Source organism: Streptomyces sp. NPDC127117 (assembly GCF_042677325.1).
In the GTDB taxonomy this organism is placed as follows: Bacteria; Actinomycetota; Actinomycetes; order Streptomycetales; family Streptomycetaceae; genus Streptomyces.
The window spans coordinates 58274-76544 of sequence record NZ_JBHXTM010000005.1 but is presented as its reverse complement, the minus strand read 5'-3'; the positions used below and the strand labels follow the sequence as shown (position 1 = coordinate 76544).

18 protein-coding genes are annotated in these 18271 nt (G+C 70.3%); 6 read left to right on the top strand and 12 right to left on the bottom strand.

Going from position 1 to position 18271, the window contains the following annotated elements; translation table 11 throughout:
• Positions 1 to 21 precede the first annotated feature (21 nt).
• Positions 22 to 1536: a PTS transporter subunit EIIC gene (locus ACFVH0_RS06575; protein WP_385818398.1), complete on the top strand. Its 1515-nt coding sequence runs from the start codon at positions 22 to 24 to the stop codon at positions 1534 to 1536.
• A 104-nt stretch (positions 1537 to 1640) separates the two neighbouring features.
• Here the strand turns inward: ACFVH0_RS06575 and ACFVH0_RS06570 are convergent, their stop codons facing one another.
• The 5 genes from ACFVH0_RS06570 to ACFVH0_RS06550 form a co-directional block, all read right to left on the bottom strand.
• The gene (locus ACFVH0_RS06570) at positions 1641 to 1874 is read right to left on the bottom strand and encodes a hypothetical protein (RefSeq protein ID WP_385818396.1); all 234 of its coding nucleotides are present in this window, start codon (positions 1872 to 1874) and stop codon (positions 1641 to 1643) included.
• A complete protein-coding gene (locus ACFVH0_RS06565; protein ID WP_385818395.1) occupies positions 1864 to 2112 on the bottom strand; it encodes a hypothetical protein in 249 nt (82 codons plus the stop codon). Before ACFVH0_RS06565 ends, ACFVH0_RS06570 begins: the two co-directional genes overlap by 11 nt.
• A 220-nt stretch (positions 2113 to 2332) precedes the next feature.
• On the bottom strand, positions 2333 to 2851 hold the full coding sequence (locus ACFVH0_RS06560; RefSeq protein WP_385818393.1) for an SMI1/KNR4 family protein: 519 nt from the start codon (positions 2849 to 2851) through the stop codon (positions 2333 to 2335).
• A gap of 57 nt (positions 2852 to 2908) precedes the next feature.
• Positions 2909 to 3268, bottom strand: a complete 360-nt coding sequence (locus ACFVH0_RS06555) for a winged helix-turn-helix domain-containing protein (RefSeq protein ID WP_385818392.1) — start codon at positions 3266 to 3268, stop codon at positions 2909 to 2911.
• Positions 3265 to 3735 carry a hypothetical protein gene (locus ACFVH0_RS06550; protein WP_385818391.1) on the bottom strand — a complete coding sequence of 157 codons (471 nt, stop codon included), beginning with the start codon at positions 3733 to 3735 and terminating at the stop codon, positions 3265 to 3267. The genes ACFVH0_RS06555 and ACFVH0_RS06550 overlap by 4 nt, the downstream gene beginning before the upstream one ends.
• 184 nt (positions 3736 to 3919) lie before the next feature.
• Between ACFVH0_RS06550 and ACFVH0_RS06545 the strand changes: the two genes are divergently transcribed.
• A complete protein-coding gene (locus ACFVH0_RS06545) occupies positions 3920 to 5530 on the top strand; it encodes an adenosine deaminase (protein ID WP_385818390.1) in 1611 nt (536 codons plus the stop codon).
• A 417-nt stretch (positions 5531 to 5947) separates the two neighbouring features.
• On the opposite strand, the gene ACFVH0_RS06540 is transcribed toward ACFVH0_RS06545, so the two are convergent.
• The gene (locus ACFVH0_RS06540; protein ID WP_385818389.1) at positions 5948 to 6547 is read right to left on the bottom strand and encodes a TetR family transcriptional regulator; all 600 of its coding nucleotides are present in this window, start codon (positions 6545 to 6547) and stop codon (positions 5948 to 5950) included.
• A 112-nt stretch (positions 6548 to 6659) separates the two neighbouring features.
• On the opposite strand from ACFVH0_RS06540, the gene ACFVH0_RS06535 reads away from it, so the two are divergent.
• Positions 6660 to 7850: a cytochrome P450 gene (locus ACFVH0_RS06535; protein ID WP_385818388.1), complete on the top strand. Its 1191-nt coding sequence runs from the start codon at positions 6660 to 6662 to the stop codon at positions 7848 to 7850.
• Between the two features lie 5 nt (positions 7851 to 7855).
• On the top strand, positions 7856 to 8074 hold the full coding sequence (locus tag ACFVH0_RS06530; protein WP_385818387.1) for a ferredoxin: 219 nt from the start codon (positions 7856 to 7858) through the stop codon (positions 8072 to 8074).
• 24 nt (positions 8075 to 8098) lie between these two features.
• Here ACFVH0_RS06530 and ACFVH0_RS06525 read toward each other — a convergent pair whose 3' ends face one another.
• The 5 genes from ACFVH0_RS06525 to ACFVH0_RS06505 form a co-directional block, all read right to left on the bottom strand.
• Positions 8099 to 8254 carry a hypothetical protein gene (locus tag ACFVH0_RS06525; RefSeq protein WP_385818386.1) on the bottom strand — a complete coding sequence of 52 codons (156 nt, stop codon included), beginning with the start codon at positions 8252 to 8254 and terminating at the stop codon, positions 8099 to 8101.
• 571 nt (positions 8255 to 8825) lie between these two features.
• Positions 8826 to 11090, bottom strand: a complete 2265-nt coding sequence (locus tag ACFVH0_RS06520) for an ABC transporter permease (protein ID WP_385818385.1) — start codon at positions 11088 to 11090, stop codon at positions 8826 to 8828.
• Entirely contained in the window at positions 11087 to 11779 is a 693-nt protein-coding gene (locus tag ACFVH0_RS06515; protein ID WP_385818384.1) for an ABC transporter ATP-binding protein, read from the bottom strand. The genes ACFVH0_RS06520 and ACFVH0_RS06515 overlap by 4 nt, the downstream gene beginning before the upstream one ends.
• 55 nt (positions 11780 to 11834) lie before the next feature.
• Positions 11835 to 12254 carry a hypothetical protein gene (locus tag ACFVH0_RS06510; protein ID WP_385818383.1) on the bottom strand — a complete coding sequence of 140 codons (420 nt, stop codon included), beginning with the start codon at positions 12252 to 12254 and terminating at the stop codon, positions 11835 to 11837.
• A 205-nt stretch (positions 12255 to 12459) separates the two neighbouring features.
• Positions 12460 to 12927, bottom strand: a complete 468-nt coding sequence (locus ACFVH0_RS06505; protein WP_385818382.1) for a hypothetical protein — start codon at positions 12925 to 12927, stop codon at positions 12460 to 12462.
• Positions 12928 to 13715: 788 nt separating this feature from the next.
• Here ACFVH0_RS06505 and ACFVH0_RS06500 point away from each other — a divergent pair.
• Entirely contained in the window at positions 13716 to 14957 is a 1242-nt protein-coding gene (locus tag ACFVH0_RS06500; RefSeq protein WP_385818381.1) for an esterase/lipase family protein, read from the top strand.
• A gap of 147 nt (positions 14958 to 15104) precedes the next feature.
• Positions 15105 to 16418 (top strand): alpha/beta hydrolase family protein, encoded by a 1314-nt coding sequence (locus ACFVH0_RS06495; protein ID WP_385818380.1) that lies wholly within the window; start codon positions 15105 to 15107, stop codon positions 16416 to 16418.
• A 100-nt stretch (positions 16419 to 16518) separates the two neighbouring features.
• Here the strand turns inward: ACFVH0_RS06495 and groL are convergent, their stop codons facing one another.
• Positions 16519 to 18141: a chaperonin GroEL gene (groL, locus tag ACFVH0_RS06490; RefSeq protein WP_124717206.1), complete on the bottom strand. Its 1623-nt coding sequence runs from the start codon at positions 18139 to 18141 to the stop codon at positions 16519 to 16521.
• Between the last annotated feature and the right edge of the window lie 130 nt (positions 18142 to 18271).

The window sequence follows — 18271 nt, the reverse complement described above, 5'->3', positions numbered from 1 at the left end:
CACAGCAAGGCACCACGCACCATGGCAACAGAAGACAAGAACCGCGCCACCGCCGCCGCGATCCTTCCGCTCGTCGGTGGCGCCGCGAACGTCAGCTCCATCGCCCACTGCATGACCCGGCTCCGGCTGGGTCTGCACGACCGCTCGCTCGTCGACGACGAGGCCCTGAAGGCGGTCCCCGCCGTCATGGGGGTGGTCGAGGACGACACCTACCAGATCGTCCTCGGCCCGGGCACCGTCGCCCGGGTCACCCCGGAGTTCGAGCAGCTGGTCGAGGAAGGCAGGGCAGCGGCTCCCGAACCGGGCGAGGCCGCCCCCTCCGTCTCGGCGGAGGAACTGGCCGCCCAGGGTGCCGCGATGAAGGCGGCCCGGAAGGCGAAGAACGCCACCCCGTTCAAGCTCTTCCTGCGCCGGATCGCCAACATCTTCGTCCCGCTGATCCCGGCGCTCATCGGCTGCGGCATCATCGCCGGCCTCAACGGCCTGCTGGTGAACCTGGGCTGGCTGACCTCGGTCACCCCCGCCCTGGCCGCGATGGCGTCCGGCTTCATGGCGCTGATCGCCGTCTTCGTCGGCTACAACACGGCGAAGGAGTTCGGCGGTACGCCCATCCTGGGCGGTGCGGTCGCCGCGATCATCGTCTTCCCGGGCGTCGCCAACATCGAGGCGTTCGGCCAGAAGCTCTCCCCCGGACAGGGCGGCGTGCTCGGTGCGCTCGGTGCGGCGGTGCTCGCGGTGTACGTGGAGAAGTGGTGCCGCCGCTGGGTGCCCGAGGCGCTGGACGTGCTGGTCACCCCGACCCTCACGGTCCTGGTCTCCGGCCTGGTGACGATCTTCGGCCTGATGTACGTGGCCGGCGAGGTCTCCACCGCCATCGGCACGTTCGCCGACTGGCTGCTCTCCAACGGCGGCGCGGGCGCGGGCTTCGTGCTCGGCGGTCTCTTCCTGCCCCTGGTGATGCTGGGCCTGCACCAGGCGCTCATCCCGATCCACACCACCCTGATCGAGCAGCAGGGCTACACCGTGCTGCTCCCGATCCTCGCGATGGCGGGCGCCGGCCAGGTCGGCGCGGCCGCGGCGGTCTACTTCCGCCTCCCGCGCAACGAGTCGATCCGCCGCACCATCAAGTCCGCCCTCCCGGCCGGTCTGCTGGGCGTCGGCGAACCGCTGATCTACGGCGTAAGCCTCCCGCTCGGCCGCCCGTTCATCACGGCGTGCGTGGGCGGCGCGTTCGGCGGCGGCTTCATCGGCCTGTTCAACCAGCTCGGTGACAAGGTCGGCTCCACGGCCATCGGCCCGTCCGGCTGGGCCCTGTTCCCCCTGCTCGACGGCAACCACGGCCTGGGGACCACGGCCGCGATCTACGCCGGCGGCCTGCTGGTCGGCTACTTCGCCGGGTTCCTCGCGACGTACTTCTTCGGCTTCAGCAAGGACCTGCTGGCGGAGTTCAACGTCTCCCAGGAACCCGCCGAGTCCACGGTCACCGCAACGGGCGGCCCGGCGGCCCCGACGCCGAAGGAACCGGCCGGAGTCTGACCCCGGTCCGAGCGGACAGGGACAAGGGCGGCACCCGGCCCGGGTGTCGCCCTTCCTTGTATCCACATATCCATCGCCGAGTCACACCCGGCGCAACGACACCTTCATGGCAGCCTCCCCTCCCTGTTGACCTCCCGGACCCGGGCCCGCAGCACCTCCCCCAGCGGTGCCGGGCGCACCGACTCCGGCGGGCAGTCCCACTCCGCCCCGCCGCCCGGCGCCCGCAGATGGACGTACGGCCCGACGCGCCCCATCACGCGCCCCACCCGCCCGTCCCGGGTGTCCACCGCGAACGAACCCGGCTCCGGCGCGCACGACTCAGGCCCTTCACTTTTCATGACCGGCCAGTCCCTGCGCCTCCAGCACCACGCTCAGCCGCAGCGCCGTGTCGAGATTGCACCGGCCGAGATCCACCAGCGGCGACGCCGGGTCGCTCCCGGCACATGTCACCGGGTCGATCCGCAGCGACGGCAACGTGATCCCGACACCCGAGAACCCCTCCTTCAGCCGCGTCACCGCATCCTCCGCCGCCCGCACTCTGACCTCCGCCGCCCTGTGCCGTTCCTTGATCGTCATGATCCATTCCTTTCCACGCTGAGTAATGACAATGCATACCCAGCGTGTCCAACGCATCGCCGACCTGGAAGAGGCGCAGAACCAACAACCGCACATGTGTCACAGGGAGTTGTCATGCCGGGTCGGAAGTCCGCGTACAGCGGCGGCAGCGACGGCAACTGCCCGGCGGCCGTTCGTCGGGGACCTCAACAGCGCAGAGGGCGTCCGGCAACCGGTGTCGTCACCAGGGTTTGCCGTCGGCCCAGTGCTTCACCCAGGCGGCGAAACCGGTTCCGTCGCCGGAGAAGGGGTAGGCCCCCTCGCCGCTGATCCACCAGATGTGCCCGCGCTGCGGGCCGGTGACGATCAGGTGCCAGTACATGCCGCACCCGTCGGTGCCGAGGACGATCGAACCGTGGTCGAAGACGGAGCCGGGAACGCCTTCGTCCGGGTCCAGGTCCTCGTCCGTGTCCCATATCCACGCCTTCGTGAGGGGGAACGGCAGGGCGAGCCGCCGTTCGGCGCGGCCGTCGCCCCAGTCCCGGGGCAGTTCGGCGAGCGGCAGGAGGCCATACTCCGGCGGGCCCTGCTCGCAGCCGTCGGATATCTCCGCCACACATGTGCGGTACGGCTCCGGCAGCACGATTCCGTGCCGGGCCTCGAAGGCCCGTACCGCTTCCCGGCCGAGTGGGGCGGCCCCGGTCCCGAACGTGCCGCGGAGCAGGGCCAGCTCCGCCGGATCGGCCTGATCGACATTCATGAGGAACAGATACCACCCGGCACCGACAACGCCGGGGTGTACGAGATGCCCGCCGGTTCAGGAGTCCGCCGCGCCGGGCGGGGCCGCCCCCGCTTCGGCGCCCGCCCTGCGGGCCGTGTCGGCGATGCCCTGGAGTGCCGCGATGTGCAGGGCCAGGGCCTGACGCCCGGCAGGAGTGAGCGACAGCCAGGTCCGGGGGCGCTTGCCCACGTAACCCTTGCGTACGGCGAGATATCCGATCGCCTCAAGGGCGGAGGCGATCTTGCTGAGCATCGAGTCGGACACCTGGCAGCTGCTGCGTACGGTGGCGAACTCGGCCTCGTCGCACGCCGAGAGGAAGGCGACGACCGTCAGCCGGGTGGGGTGGTTGATCGCCGCGTCGATCGCGGGCCTGCCCGGCTCGGAGACGGTGGTCATCCGGCCACCTGGAGCTTCTGCCTGATCGACGCGTTCCGTGCGATGAACACCGCCCAGGCGCCCAGTCCCAGGACGGCGAACGCCGCGATCCTGCCGACTGCCTGATCGGCCCCGAACTGCCGGCACAGTCCGTACGTCGCGCCGCCCGCGACGAGAAGGATCAGGAGCGGGAGCCCGGCCCGGCGCAGACGCGCGGACCAGGGCAGCGTCACCATCACTCCCGACCTGCGCCTGACGGCATTGACGAGCGCCACCAGCACGCCCAGGCCCGCGAACGCGACCAGCAGGGACAGGAGCACCGCCCATCCGCCCCGCCCCTGGGCCCAGGCGTCGACGAGGGAGGGAACGATCAGGGCCACGGCCGCCACGGGGCCGTACCAGGTGGGAGTCAGCCCGGCCGTGAGGCGGGCCCGCTCTCTGGACACCTCGATGCCCTGCAGAGCTTCCGCTGCCAAGTCGGCGTTCACCTGCGTTCCTCCCGGAATGCTCATCACTTCACCGCCGCGCCTGCGGCCCGCCCGTTCATCCTGGCACTTACTTTCCTGGAAGGAAAGTATTTTCCTCCTGCCCTTCCACCCGATCGTGTAGACGTTCCAGGCCATATCTGCGGTTCGGGTGAGGAGCGGCCCCGCCGGAAGCAATCATTCGGCGGTGATCTCAACATTCCGGACGGCTCACCGTCCCAAGTCACTGCGCGCGGCCGGGTTCGGCGCGCTCGCCGTACTGACCCTGCTTCCGGCGATCCCGGCCGCCGCCTCCACCGCGAAGGAGGCGTCACCGCGGCCCGCGGCGCAGGCGATGCACCGCCCCGCCACCCGGGCCGAGGCCAGGACCTCCGCGCGCCTCGCCTCGTTGCAGGGCAGGCCGGAGCGGCTGAAGGCGTTCTTCAAGGCCCTGCCCAAGGGGGGTGACCTGCACAACCACCTGTCGGGTGCGGTCACCACCGAGTACCTGATCCAGCTCGCGAGTGAGGCCGGGCTGTGCATCGACGCGACGGACACGGCCGTGGCGCCGCCGTGCGGGCCGGGCACGAGGCCGGCGGCCGACGCGCAGCACGACGCCGCGTTCCGGCAGCGGATCATCCGGGCCTGGTCCATGCAGGACTTCCCGGCCGACCAGTCCGGGCACGACCACTTCTTCGACACGTTCGGCAAGTTCGGCATGGCCACCTGGTACACCCGCGGCAAGATGCTCGCGAACGTGGCCAACACCGTGGTCGAGCAGAACCAGTTCTACCTGGAGACCCTGGTCACCCCCGCTTCGGACGCCAGCAGGGCGCTCGCCGACAAGGTGGGCTACGACGCCGACCTGGCCGCCCTCCACGCCAAGCTCGTGGCCGGCGGTCAGCTCGACCGGGTGGTGGACGAGGCGGTCCAGGAGGCCGACGACACCGACGTGCAGTTCCGCGAGGCCGCGCACTGCGACACGCCCCGCCCCGACCCGGGCTGCAAGCTCCCCGTCAGGTGGATCTCCCAGGTGTCCCGGGGGAGTTCCCCGGTACGGGTGTTCACGCAGATGGCGGTCGGCATGCGACTGGCCGAGCGCGACCCGAGGTTCCTCGCGGTCAACCTCGTACAGCCCGAGGACGGCGAGAGCGCGCTGGCCAACTACAGCCTCCAGATGCGGATGCTGAAGTACCTGCGCGGCCAGTACCCGGACTCCCACCTCACCCTGCACGCCGGTGAGCTGGCCCCCGGCCTGGTCAAGCCCGAGGACCTCACCTTCCACATCCGTGAAGCGGTGCTCGTGGCCGGAGCCGAGCGCATCGGCCACGGTGTGGACCTGGTCCACGAGGACGACTGGCGGCAGCTGGCCCGCACGATGGCGCAGCGCAAGGTGGCCGTCGAGGTGCCGTTCTCCAGCAACAAGCAGATCCTCGGCATCGCGGGCGACGACCACCCGTTCAACGCCTACCGCCGTTACGGCGTCCCGATCGTCCTGGCCACCGACGACCCGGGCGTCTCCCGGATCGACATCAGCCACGAGTACCAGTACGCGGCCAAGACGTACGGCCTCAGCTACGTCGAGCTGAAGGACCTGGCCCGCGCCTCGCTGGAGTACGCCTTCCGCAACGGCCGCAGCCTGTGGGCCACCGGATCCACCCCGTCCGGCTACCGCCTGGTCCCCGCCTGCCAGGGCAACCAGCCGGGCACCGACCGCCCGAGCACCCGCTGCGCCCGCTACCTCGCCGGCAACCCGAAGGCGGCGACCGAGTGGCGCCAGGAGACAGCCTTCGCCACCTTCGAACGCAACAACCGCTGACCGAACACCCGGGCCGGGGACGGGGCTTGAGCCCCGGGCCCGGTACGGGGCCTGAGCCCAGGGCCGGGTGCGGGGCTTGAGCCCAGGGCCGGGTGCGGGACTTGAGGCCCGGGCCCGGTACGGGGCCTGAACCCCATGCCGGGTACGGGACTTGAGGCCCGGGCCCGGTACGGGGCCTGAACCCCATGCCGGGTGCGGGACTTGAGGCCCGGGCCCGGTACGGGGCCTGAACCTCAGGCCGGGTAGGGGACTTGAACCCCGGACCCGGTACGGGACTTGACCCCCAGGCCGGGTACGGGACCTGAACCCCCAGCCCCGTACGGGACTTGACCCCCAGGCCGGGTACGGGACCTGAAACTCGAACCCGGCACGGGACTTGCCCCCCGGGCCCGCCCGGCCACACTCCTCGTGCGGGCGCTACTCGCCGCCGTCGCCCTGCTCCGCCGCCCACAGATGGCCAAGTGTACCGAGCACCAGCCGGCAGACCTCGTCCGGATCGGCCCCGGCCAGGGGCTCCCGGGCGACGACCGTCCGCATCAGGCCGATTCCCAGCAGCCAGGCCATGGCGAGATCCGCGCGCAGCGCGCCGTCCGGGGATCCGGACAGCCCGGCCAGCGCGCTCTGGTACGCCTCGCCCAGCTCCCGCAAGGTTCCGGCCGCCTCGTCGCCCCGCCCGACCGACCGCAGATAGACCTCCAAGGAACGGTCCTCCGGGCCCTCCGCACTCCGGGTCAGCATCGAACGCAGCGCGGTCTCGAACAGCTCCTCCGGCGGCGTCGCCCGCAGCTGCTCCAGGCCGCCGAGCGCGACGACCTCCGTCAGCAGCCCCCGTTTCGAGCCGAAGTACCTGAACAACAGGGCCTGGTTGACCCCGGCCCGCGCGGCGATGTCCCGGACCGTCGCCCCCTCGTAACCCCGCTCCGCGAACAGGTCCCGGGCCGCCTCCAGCAGCCGGCGACGGGTGGCCGCGGCGTCCCTGCGACGCTCTTCGGGCGGCGGGGCGGAAGCGGTCTCCATGGCGGCATTCCTCTCGAACGGCCCGTCAGGATAACGGCCGTAAAGCGTCGTTGACTCCCCACGAGAGCCGCTCCTACCGTTGTAAGCAGCTGCTTACATCCGGGAGGACGCAGTGACGACCGCAGACATCGCACCCCTCGCTTACCCCTTCAACACCCCCGACGGACTCCAGCTCGCCGACGCCTACGAGCGCGTACGCGAACGGCCGGGTCTCTTACGGGTCCAGATGCCGTACGGCGAACCGGCCTGGCTCGTCACCCGCTACGCCGACGCCCGGCTCGTCCTGGGCGACCAGCGATTCAGTCGGGCCGCCGCCGCCTCGCACGACGAGCCCAGGCAGTCCGAGGGCCAGCGTGACGGCGGCATCCTCGGCATGGACCCGCCCGACCACACCCGGCTGCGCTCACTGGTCGCCAAGGCGTTCACCGTCCGCCAGGTCGAGAAGCTGCGCCCCCAGGTCCGGAAACTGACCGCCGGGCTCCTCGACGATCTGGAGGCCGCGGGACCGCCCGCCGACCTGGTCGACCTGTTCGCGCTGCCGCTGCCGGTCGCCGTGATCTGCCGGATGCTGGGCGTACCCACCGAGGACCGGCCGCGCTTCCGGGTGTGGAGCGACGACGCGCTGTCGACCAGCTCCCTCACCGCCGAGGAGTTCGACGCGAGCCGCGAGGAACTGCGCGCCTACATGGCCGGGTTGATCGACCAGCACCGCCGCGCACCGCAGGACGACCTGATGACGGCGCTCATCGAGGCCCGCGACGGCGGCGACCGGCTCTCCGAGCTCGAACTCATCGATCTGTGCGTGGGCATCCTGGTCGCGGGCCACGAGACCACCGCCTCGCAGATCCCCAACTTCGTCCTCACCCTGCTCGACCACCCGGACCAGCTCGCCAGGCTCAGGGCCGAACCCGAACTCGTCCCGAGCGCGGTGGAGGAGCTGCTGCGCTTCGTTCCCCTGGGCAGCGGCGCCGGTCAGCCCCGGTACGCCACCGAGGACATCGAGGTCGGCGGCACCCTCGTCCGGGCCGGCAGCCCGGTCCTGGTCGCCGTCGGCGCCGCCAACCGCGACGCACTGCGGTTCTCGGCCCCCGGCGTGCTCGACATCGCCCGCGAGGGCAACCCACACCTCGGATTCGGCCACGGCGTCCACCACTGCCTGGGTGCCCCGCTGGCCCGGCTGGAGCTCCAGGAGGCGATGGCCGCCCTCATCACCCGCTTCCCGGGCCTGCGACTGGCCGGCGACGTGACCTGGAAGTCCGAGATGCTGGTACGCGGCCCGCGCGTCATGCCGGTGGAGTGGTGACCGCCATGACCTGGAACGTACGCGTCGACCACCAGCTCTGCCAGGGCTCGGGCATGTGCGCCGGGACCGTCCCCGAGGTGTTCACCCTGGACGGCGAGCACGCCCGCGCCCGTTCCGAAGGCATCGAGCCCGACGAACGGGTCCTGGACGCCGCCGACATCTGCCCGGCCCTGGCGATCACCGTCCACGACGGCAACACCGTCATCGCCCCCCGCCGCGACTGACCCCGCCCCGGCCGGCGCGGCTGCTCAGTGGCCGGCCGGTGTGCTGTTGGGTACCCACAACCGGTCGGCGTCGCCGGCGGCGAGTCTGCCCCGGTGGACGTCGGCCTTGTGGGCGATGAGCTTCAGGTTCTCCTGGAGTTCGGCGATCTGGGCGAGGGATGCCGCACCGGCGTCCTCCACCCCGGCAGCCTGCTCAAGGACCCCGAGTCCGCGTGGCGGTACGGCAGTTCCTCCACGCGCAGCTCTGCGGATGGCGTCGGCCGGAAGCCATCGGCCACTGCATGGGCGAGTGCGGTGGGCCCGAGAACCTCGCCGATCGGGAGGATCTTCCCCACCGCCTCCGGGTCCGGAGGCGGTCGCGGCAGGCAGCTCAGCCACGGCCTGACGGATCCGGACAGCGAACGTCTCGCTCGGAGCGGTCACGATGGCCGCTCCCCGGGGTCACGATGCCCGCCCACCCGTGGGCAGATCCTCGAACCGGGAGAGGTGACAACGCCGACCCCGCCCGCCGCTCCGCCCGCCACCCCGAACGAAGCCGCCGACGACGCCGGCTCCTGACGCAAGCCCTGGACGCTGACCGGCAACGAATCGTTGGACATGAACCGACCCTTTCAGGGCAACGGACTCACACGCACTCGAAATCAATGCGGTCGGAGTCGATGCGGCGGGAATCAACGCGGTCGGACCGGCATCAAAGCCCCCCGAGCCGACCGGAACGTCCCGGCACAGTGGCCCGGCCCCTCACCACAAATCAGTCCCGCCGGATCAGCTCGGGGTTCACCCGCCGCCCCACCAACGGCAACGCCCCGACCGCCGCGACCACCACCACGCCCAACGCCGAGAACAGCAGCAACGGAATGCCCTCCCCGTCCCAGAACACCGCACCGCCGCCGGTGATCAGATAGCTGGACTCGGTGAGCTTCCCGGTCACCAGCGCCAGCAACAGCCCCACCGCCAGCGGCAGCACCACCTGGGCGCACTGCACCGCGCGCAGCGTCCGGGGACGGGCGCCGAGCAGGGTGAGCGCGGTGACCTGGGCTCTGCGTTCGACGGCCCGGTCGGTCACGGACACCAGGTAGGCGGCGACGCCGATCACCAGCCCCAGCACCATCCCGGCTCCGAGCAACGCCTTGACGACCGCGATCTGCTGCATGCCCTCGACGTTCGTACCCACCAGATCGACGGCGGCGGTGGGCGCGATCCCCCCGATGCCGTCGAGCACCTCACGCACGACCGCCGGATCCGGACTGCTTGTCAGGACCAGTGTCGCCCCCGCCGGCCGAGCTCCAGCAGGAATCGTGGAGGGCGGAAGCAGAAGTCCCGCATTCACGGCGGAGAGGCTGTGAGTGTCGACGTGGACCGTTCGATCGGGAACCTCGATGTCAAGCATCCGGCTTCGTGCCCCCTCCCGCAGCTCGAACGGAAAGGTCGTACCCGGCTTGTCCAGGTCGAGCGGGAGGCCGTTCCGAACAAGCCTCAGAATCTTTCCGTCGACACACCCCTCCATACGCCGCACCAACTCGGACAGTTGCGCACACGTGGCGATCAACGCGTAGGAGGATTCAGTCCACTCGTCCGAGTTCGGATCCACCCAGGAGAGCAACTCCACGGCGGACCCCTTGGCACCGCGAAGCTCCGCAAGGGCCTGGCTCCGACCCGCATCCGCCCCGTCGAGCGGAACGCGATAGTCCTGCTGCACGGTGTTCGGGCGGGACACCTGGTTCAACTCGACCAGTACTCCCTGGGCGAGAGAGGTGGCGAACACCAGAAGCACCAGCCCGGACGCGACTCTCAGCGCGCTGCCCGGCTCCACCTCGTTCCGCCGCATCGCAAGCCCGAGCGGCAGAGAACCGGTGGATCCCGCCATCCGCCGTGACAGCCGATGGCTGAGTACCGGAAGCGTCAGAACGAGCCCACTGCCGACCAGGACCACAGCGGCAGGCACCAGCAGCGAGGACACCGCCGTGTCGCGCGGCGGCCGGTCCAGCACACCGAGCACGCAGTATCCGGCCACGATCCCCATGCCTGCGATCAGCAGCAGCGCGCCCCAGGCTCGTGGGGGTCTTGTCACCGCGCTGCGCCTGGTCGCCAACGGGTTCGCCGCGGCTTTCCCCGCCCCGCCCCTTCCCACGAACCACGCGAGCAGTGGGCAACCGATGAGGCACACGGCCATGGTGGTGGCCGTGAGGGCACCGTCGTCCACGTACCACTTCAGACCGGGCAGCCCGACACGGGCGACGAACTGGTTCACGGCCCAGTACTCGGCGAGCCCGAGCACCGCCCCGAGTAAGGCGGCAGCCACCGTCTCGGCGGCGTTCACCCGCTGAACGCCCTTGATGCTCAGACCGAGCAATCGCAGCGCCGCGAGACGACGGATTCTGGTGGCCGCGGAGAGCCGGGCGCACACGGAGAGGAAGACGGCCAGGGGTATCAGCACCACACCGGCCAGGGCGAAGCGGAGAATGTCGAGAGTCGACGGCTCGACGGCCGGGCTGCTGACGTATCTCGCCCCGAACCCGGCTACGCTCGTGCCCTCGGGAAGCTGATCGCGGCGCATCCCGATGTACGCGAAGAGTTCGTTCGGATGCCCGAGGCCCTCCGGGCCGATCAGACCGCGCACCTTTCCCGGCAGCAGACCGCTCAGCCCCGGCTCCCGGTCCATGGCCTCCTGCAGTCGCGGTGAAACGAACACAACACCGGGATCAGGGACTTCGGGAATGCCGGGTGGCGGCTCGGGGGCGTGCTCGCCGCGCGCCAGAAAGACCCGGCCAAGTGGCTGTGAGCCGTACGCATCATTCTGGGTGAGCTCCAGCGTCGCGCCCGCCGACTCCTTGCCCACCTGGGGTTCCCGGGCCATGGTCCGGGCGTCCCGAGCATCGAGAATGGACGGGATGGTGAGAACTGCCGCAAGGCAGCACACCCCGATCGATCCGCCCAGCACCATCAGGAAGAAGCGCGCGCGATTGCCACGCCCCGAACCCAGCAACAGCCGTAATCCCAGGAGGAGTTCCCTCATACCTCCACCTGCTCCGCGGTGAGTGTGCCGTCCACCATCGTGTACCGGCTGTCGGCCCGCTCCGCCACCGCCGGGTCGTGGGTGACGAGCACCACTGCCGTCCCCTGCGATCGGGCGAGCTCCAGGAACTCCTCCAGCACTGCCGTGGCGTTCGAGCTGTCCAGGGAGCCGGTCGGTTCATCCGCGAACACCACGGCGGGTCGGTGCACCAGCGCTCGCGCGACAGCCACCCGCTGGTTCTGACCGCCGGAAATCTGTGAGGGTCTCTTCTGCCTCAAGTCACCCAGTCCCAGCCGCCCGAGCACCTCGCCGGCCGCCTCGTTCGCCTGCGCCTTGCGTTGCCCCGCGAGACGCAGTGGCAGCGCGGTGTTCTCCTCGACCGTGAGCTCGGGCAGCAACTCGCCGTACTGGAAGACGAACCCGAACCGATCGCGCCGCAAGGCGCTCAGCTCCTCGTCCCCCAACTCACCCAGGGAACGTCCCTCGAAACGGATGTCTCCGCGTGTGACCGGCAAGACCCCCGCAAGGCAGTACAGCAAGGACGACTTTCCCGATCCGCTCTGCCCGGTGATCGCCACGACCTCGCCTCGGCCGACTCTCATGCGCGCGCCGCTGACAGCAAGCGTGCTGCCGTACGAGAGGTCCACCTCCCGGGCCGATACAACTTCTGAATCACTTGCCTGCTTCATCCGAACCCCCTCGAAGGAGTGGGCCCGGGCGCCGCCGCCCGGGCCCGGGCGGCGGCTACTTCTTGGTCTTGTAGTGCTTCGTCAGTGAACAATTGTCCGGGCGCAACGAACCACGGTCACGGCATGCGCGAATGTATGCCTCGGTCGTGTGCCTGGCCGCGCCGTCATAGACGGTCTTGTGCAGATGGACCTTCGCCTTCTGCTTTCCGTTGAACCGGTTCCAGGCGTAGCCCTGGACACGCACCTGCATGTAGACGTTGTGGCCGTCCTTGCGATCAGTGTCCTCAAGGTCGCCCCTCCATTCGAAGCCGCCGTGATTCGTTCCCGCAGGGTTGAAGAAGTACTGACCTTGGCGAAACGCGACGCCATCGCTGTCCAGCAGGGGAAGGCCATGCCATCCCACAGCCATCGCGGCCCCAGCCCCGCCGAAGAACAGCCCTGCCGCCAGCACTGCGCTCGTCGCCGATTTCCTCATCTGTGTCTCCCGTTCGACTTCCCCCGCCACCTGACGGCAGCAATTGATTACGGATAGTAGTCAAGGCGATACCGCCGAAACCATTACTCTCCGTGACGTTCACCGCATCGAGTGGTTCCGAAGCGTGGTCGGAACCGCGCCCCCTCAGAAATGTGACCGGGCCCGGAGCTCAAGCCCCGGGCCCGGTCACGCAACGCGAGGCGGACTAGCCGACCCGCACCAGGACCCACTCGCGCCCGCCCTGGCCGCCCAGCCTCGCGCGGTCGTCCTGCGCGGTGAGCGTGCCCAGGTTCGCGGCGCCGTCGAGGCTCAGGGCGACGCCCTCGCCGCTGGACGGGCCGTGGATCAGCCACTGGTCCGGAGAGGCGTTGCACTCGCTCTCGGTCACGGCGGGCGGGTAGATCTTCAGCGGCGACAGGGCCAGACAGCGGCTTCCGTCATTCCCCTCGCGGAACTGCACCGCACCGTTCGGAAGATTGATCGCGCGCCAGGCGGAAGAGCGGCCGCACTCGCCGAGCTCTCCGCCGAACACACCTCCACCGGCGTTCAAGCACTGGCTGCTTTCGGCGTTCTGGATCAGGTAGTAGCCGTTGTCGACGGCTTGGGCGGGGGTGGAGAGCGCCACGACCGCGACGGCGGACGCGGCCAGCGGCAGGATGGATCGGATACGCACGGGACTCCTCGTGACGAGTAGAGAGGGTGGGGGGAAGCGCGGGCCGATCGGCCCGACACCCGAGATCACAGGGCCCGCCGCCCCTTTCCCGTTCTCCGCACCGCGCCCCCGCCGGTCCACTCCGCCAGCAGCGGCGCGTTCGGAGCGCACCCGGCGCATTCGGATCACTGCGCACACCCGCTCCCACCTGGGAAGTTCCACCCGGAGCCCAAGCTGCGAAGTCCGAGCGCTCTTTCCGAGGAATGGGAGGCGCGCCGTACCGCACCCACGCTCACACCGCCGGCGGCGGACCGCACGGCGCTGGAGCCGCAGGTCGGCGAGTGATTCGAGCGCGGCGCCACGGAGGCGGAGCTGCCGCACGCCCTCACCGACGGGCTCCCCACGCCCGTCCATCACGCGGCGCCCCCGGTCCGCAGGCGGCTCACCGACAAGATGCCACCCGAACGAGTCACTCCGAAGCAACGGCGAACGGTGTTGCGCGCCCTCGAATGCAGCGAATGCCGCTCGCCGGGCAGTGCGGGGGCCCTGACCGGAGGCCGGTGCGGGCCATGCCGAGGCGAAGCGGTCGCCACAGCCACCGGGCCCAGCCGGGCCGTTTCGGCAGAAGGTGCGCGAAATCGGTTGAACGGCGTAATGGCCGGGCCGGCTCGCCGGTCCGCGAGACCGCGCCAAGTGTCCGGAACCGGCTCCCACCTGGGGGTGGTTTGATCTGCATTCTCCAGCGATCGACTACTGCGCGTGTTCCTCTTGGCACCGGCTGTTACGAACCACCCAAAGGGGAACGAACCATGTCCGAACCCACCCACGAGCAGATCGTCTCCGGGCTCCACGACCGGCCTCCCATCGCGCTCGCACCCGGCCCCCGTCTGGACGCCGAGAGGCCCGGCTCCCTCCCCCTGTCGCCCAGCGAGGTGTGGGAGCTGCCGGGAGGTACCGCCTGGGTCTACTACGGGGAGGGGAACACCGGTCTCATCCGGCCGGTCATCTTCGCCGACGGTTTCAACACGGGGCCGAGCGAGCTGGAGTTCTCCTGGCAGATCATGGAGTTCGGCGACTACGCGCTCATCAGCGAGCTGCGCCGCCGTGGCCACGATGTCGTCCTGCTGGGGTTCGACGAGCGCAGTGCGTCGATTCTGGACAACTCCCGTACGGCGCAGGCCGCGATCATGCGGGCCATCGCGGAACGACAGGGCGACACACCGCTGGCGGTCGGCGGGTTCAGCATGGGCGGGCTCGTCACCCGGCACGCGCTGGCCAGGATGGAGACCGAGAGCATCGACCACCAGACCGCTCTGTACTTCTCCTACGACAGCCCGCACCGCGGCGCCTGGATCCCGATCGCGCTCCAGGCGTTCGCGCACTACATCAAGGATCTCGACAGCCGGTTCTCGGACCAGATCAACAGCCCGGCCGCCCGCCAGCTGCTGTGGCGCCACATCGAGAAGTGGGACAGCACCCCGGACCAGAGCGACGAGCGCGGCGCGTTCCTGGCGGAGATGCAGGCGGTCGGCGAATGGCCGCGCCGGCCCCTGCTGATCGGTGTCGCCAACGGCCGGGGCGACGGCGAGGGCACCGACGTACGGGCGGGCGAACTGGCGCTGGAGGGCAAGGGCCTGTCGGTCCTGGGCACCAAGCTCTACACCCAGGCGCCGGGCCCCGACGAGCTGGTCGCGAAGCTGCGGGTGGTGACGCTGAAGACCAACGAGGTCCGTACGAACGGGCTCCCGTCGATCGACGGCGCGCCCGGCGGCTCGCTGGAAGGCTTCGGCATCCTCGCCGACGGGCTCAACGCCCTCAACGCGATCCTCGGCTTCAAGACCGATGTGCGCATCCGGTCACACTGCTTCGTGCCGTCCGTCAGCGCGGTCGACGTCGGCGATCCGGACACGGACGAGGAGCTGTACAAGAACGTCTCGGAGCTTCCGGAAGACACCGGCGGACTGGACGAGTTCAAGCTCGCCTCCCGGAACGAGGGTCACACCCTGGTGACCGAGGAACTCTGCACCTGGCTGCTCGACCGCCTGCCGTAGCCCGGGGGCCGTCCGCGGTGACCGAGGCCCCGTCTCATACCGGGGAGCCAGGCGGCCATGACGGAATGGGGACTGCGGTATCACGCGCTCACGATGCTCCGGCGGGCATCGTGAGCGCGTCCACCGCAGACCTACGGGGAGCCCCATGTGACAGCCGTACCGCACCATCCCGGTCGCGACTCCAGCCGTGGCCACAGCCGTCGTCAGGTGCTCGTCACCGGGCTGGCGGCTTCGGCGTTACTGGCCACGAGCGCCCTGCCGTCACCCGCCGCGGCAGCGGTCGGCCCGGCCCGCCGCACCTCGCTCCCGAAGGCCGTGCTGCCGCGCCCCACCGGCCCGTTCGCCGTCGGCACCGTCGCGCTCCACCTCGTCGACCGCTCGCGGACCGAACCCTGGGTGCCGGGCACCTCCGCCCACCGGGAGCTGATGGTCAGCCTCTGGTACCCGGCCCGGCCGGGCGGGGCGGCGCGTCCCGTGCCGCAGATGACGGCGGGCGCCGCGGCCCACTTCGGCGGCGCGGAGGGGGCCGCCGCCATGAACCTGAGGATGGCGCCCGGAAGCGTCGACTGGGGCGCGACGCTCACCCACGCGCACCGGGACGCCCCTGTCGACCGCCGGGCCGGGCGGCTCCCCGTGGTGTTGTACTCCCCCGGGCTCGGCGATCCCCGCACCTGGAGCACCGCGCTGGTGGAGGACCTGGCGAGCCGGGGGTACGCCGTCGTCACGATCGACCACACCCATGAGGCGACCGAGGTCGAGTTCCCGGACGGCCGGCTGGCCACCATGCGGATCTTCGACGGGGCGCCGCCGACCGATCCGGAGGCGGTCAGCGTCCTGCTGAAGAAGGTCGTGGCGGTCCGGGTCGCCGACAGCCGGTTCGTGCTCGACGAGCTGGCGCGGCTGGACCGGACCCGGTTCGGCGGCACGCTCGATCTGCGCCGGGCCGGCATGTTCGGCCAGTCCGCGGGCGGGTTCACCGCCGCCCAGGCGATGCACGACGACCGGCGCTTCCTGGCGGGCATCAACATGGACGGCGAGATGGACTACGTCGGCGGCCGGGAGCCGGACGGAACCCACCTGAGCAGCGTGGCCCTGGACGGGCTCGACCGGCCGTTGCTGCTGATGGGGACCGGGAGCGAGGGCTCGGGCGACTACCGGCGGCAGCCGTCCTGGGCGGCGTTCCGGGCGAACACCCGCGGCTGGAACGCCGATGTGACGCTGACCGGGTCGCGGCACGCCTCGTACACGGACGCCGAGGTGCTGCTGCCTCAGCTGGCCCGGCGGGGCGCGGTGCCGGAGGGCGGGCTCGCCGGGGCGGTCGGGACGGTTCCCCCTGGCCGCGCACTGGCCGCGAACCGGGCGTACGTGGCGTCGTTCTTCGACCGGTGGCTGCGCGGGCGCGACGACCGGCTGCTCGACGGGCCCTCGGAACGCTTCCCGGAGATGGTGTTCGCCCGGTAGCGCCAGGGGCGGGAGACGCACGTGGGCCCCGGGACCGAAATGGTCCCGGGGCCCACGCGGCAGAGCTGGGAAGCTGTGCCGAACTGCCGATCCGTCAGGATCAGAAGTCCATGTCACCGCCCGGCATGCCGCCCGGAGCGGCCGCGGCGGCCTTCTCCGGCTTGTCGGCGATGACGGCCTCGGTGGTGAGGAACAGCGCGGCGATGGACGCGGCGTTCTGCAGGGCGGAACGCGTGACCTTCGCCGGGTCGAGGATGCCCTCGGCGATCATGTCGACGTACTCGCCGGTCGCGGCGTTCAGACCGTGGCCGACGGCCAGGTTGCGCACCTTCTCGACGACGACGCCGCCCTCAAGACCACCGTTGACGGCGATCTGCTTGAGCGGGGCCTCCAGCGCCAGCTTGACGGCGTTGGCGCCGGTCGCCTCGTCACCCGAGAGCTCCAGCTTCTCGAAGACGGCCGAGGCCTGGAGCAGAGCCACGCCACCACCGGCGACGATGCCCTCCTCGACGGCGGCCTTGGCGTTGCGCACCGCGTCCTCGATGCGGTGCTTGCGCTCCTTGAGCTCGACCTCGGTCGCGGCACCGGCCTTGATGACGGCCACGCCGCCGGCCAGCTTCGCGAGGCGCTCCTGGAGCTTCTCGCGGTCGTAGTCCGAGTCGGAGTTCTCGATCTCGGCGCGGATCTGGTTGACCCGGCCCTGGACCTGGTCGCTGTCACCGGCGCCGTCGACGATGGTCGTCTCGTCCTTGGTGATGACGACCTTGCGGGCGCGGCCGAGCAGGTCGAGACCGGCGTTCTCCAGCTTGAGGCCGACCTCCTCGGAGATGACGGTGCCACCGGTGAGGATGGCGATGTCGCCGAGCATGGCCTTGCGGCGGTCACCGAAGCCCGGGGCCTTGACGGCGACGGACTTGAAGGTGCCACGGATCTTGTTGACGACCAGGGTCGACAGGGCCTCGCCCTCGACGTCCTCGGCGATGATCAGCAGCGGCTTGCCGGACTGCATGACCTTCTCCAGCAGCGGAAGGAGGTCCTTCACGTTGCTGATCTTCGAGTTGACGATCAGGATGTACGGGTCGTCCAGGGACGACTCCATGCGCTCCATGTCGGTGGCGAAGTACGCCGAGATGTAGCCCTTGTCGAAGCGCATACCCTCGGTGAGCTCCAGCTCCAGACCGAAGGTCTGGGACTCCTCGACGGTGATGACGCCTTCCTTGCCGACCTTGTCCATGGCCTCGGCGATGAGCTCGCCGATCTGGGTGTCGGCGGCGGAGATGGAGGCCGTCGAAGCGATCTGCTCCTTGGTCTCCACGTCCTTGGCCTGCTCCAGGAGGGCGGCGGAGACGGCCTCGACGGCCTTCTCGATACCCCGCTTGAGGGCCATCGGGTTGGCACCCGCGGCAACGTTGCGCAGACCCTCGCGGACGAGAGCCTGGGCGAGAACGGTGGCGGTGGTCGTACCGTCGCCGGCGACGTCGTCCGTCTTCTTGGCGACCTCCTTGACCAGCTCCGCACCGATCTTCTCGTACGGGTCCTCCAGCTCGATCTCCTTGGCGATGGAAACACCATCGTTGGTGATCGTGGGGGCGCCCCACTTCTTCTCAAGGACGACGTTGCGACCCTTGGGGCCAAGGGTGACCTTGACGGCGTCGGCGAGCTGGTTCATGCCGCGCTCGAGACCGCGCCGGGCCTCCTCGTCGAACGCGATGATCTTGGCCATGTGAAGTGGTCCTCCCGGACAGGGGTGGATTTCTCCGGACCGAGTGGCGCCCGCGACGGACGGCCTGCGTGACCGGTGGTTCCTTGCCCCACCGACCTGCGGGCCTCACCGGCCCGGTCCAAGTTCTGTC

Coding starts and splice junctions, on each gene's coding strand:
- ACFVH0_RS06575 (WP_385818398.1), top strand. CDS start 22: ATGGCAACAGAAGACAAGAACCGCGCCACCGCCGCCGCGATCCTTCCG.
- ACFVH0_RS06530 (WP_385818387.1), top strand. CDS start 7,856: ATGACCTGGAACGTACGCGTCGACCACCAGCTCTGCCAGGGCTCGGGC.
- ACFVH0_RS06565 (WP_385818395.1), bottom strand. CDS start 2,112: ATGACGATCAAGGAACGGCACAGGGCGGCGGAGGTCAGAGTGCGGGCG.
- ACFVH0_RS06555 (WP_385818392.1), bottom strand. CDS start 3,268: ATGACCACCGTCTCCGAGCCGGGCAGGCCCGCGATCGACGCGGCGATC.
- ACFVH0_RS06570 (WP_385818396.1), bottom strand. CDS start 1,874: ATGAAAAGTGAAGGGCCTGAGTCGTGCGCGCCGGAGCCGGGTTCGTTC.
- ACFVH0_RS06510 (WP_385818383.1), bottom strand. CDS start 12,254: ATGAGGAAATCGGCGACGAGCGCAGTGCTGGCGGCAGGGCTGTTCTTC.
- ACFVH0_RS06560 (WP_385818393.1), bottom strand. CDS start 2,851: ATGAATGTCGATCAGGCCGATCCGGCGGAGCTGGCCCTGCTCCGCGGC.
- ACFVH0_RS06515 (WP_385818384.1), bottom strand. CDS start 11,779: ATGAAGCAGGCAAGTGATTCAGAAGTTGTATCGGCCCGGGAGGTGGAC.
- ACFVH0_RS06540 (WP_385818389.1), bottom strand. CDS start 6,547: ATGGAGACCGCTTCCGCCCCGCCGCCCGAAGAGCGTCGCAGGGACGCC.
- ACFVH0_RS06520 (WP_385818385.1), bottom strand. CDS start 11,090: ATGAGGGAACTCCTCCTGGGATTACGGCTGTTGCTGGGTTCGGGGCGT.
- groL (WP_124717206.1), bottom strand. CDS start 18,141: ATGGCCAAGATCATCGCGTTCGACGAGGAGGCCCGGCGCGGTCTCGAG.
- ACFVH0_RS06500 (WP_385818381.1), top strand. CDS start 13,716: ATGTCCGAACCCACCCACGAGCAGATCGTCTCCGGGCTCCACGACCGG.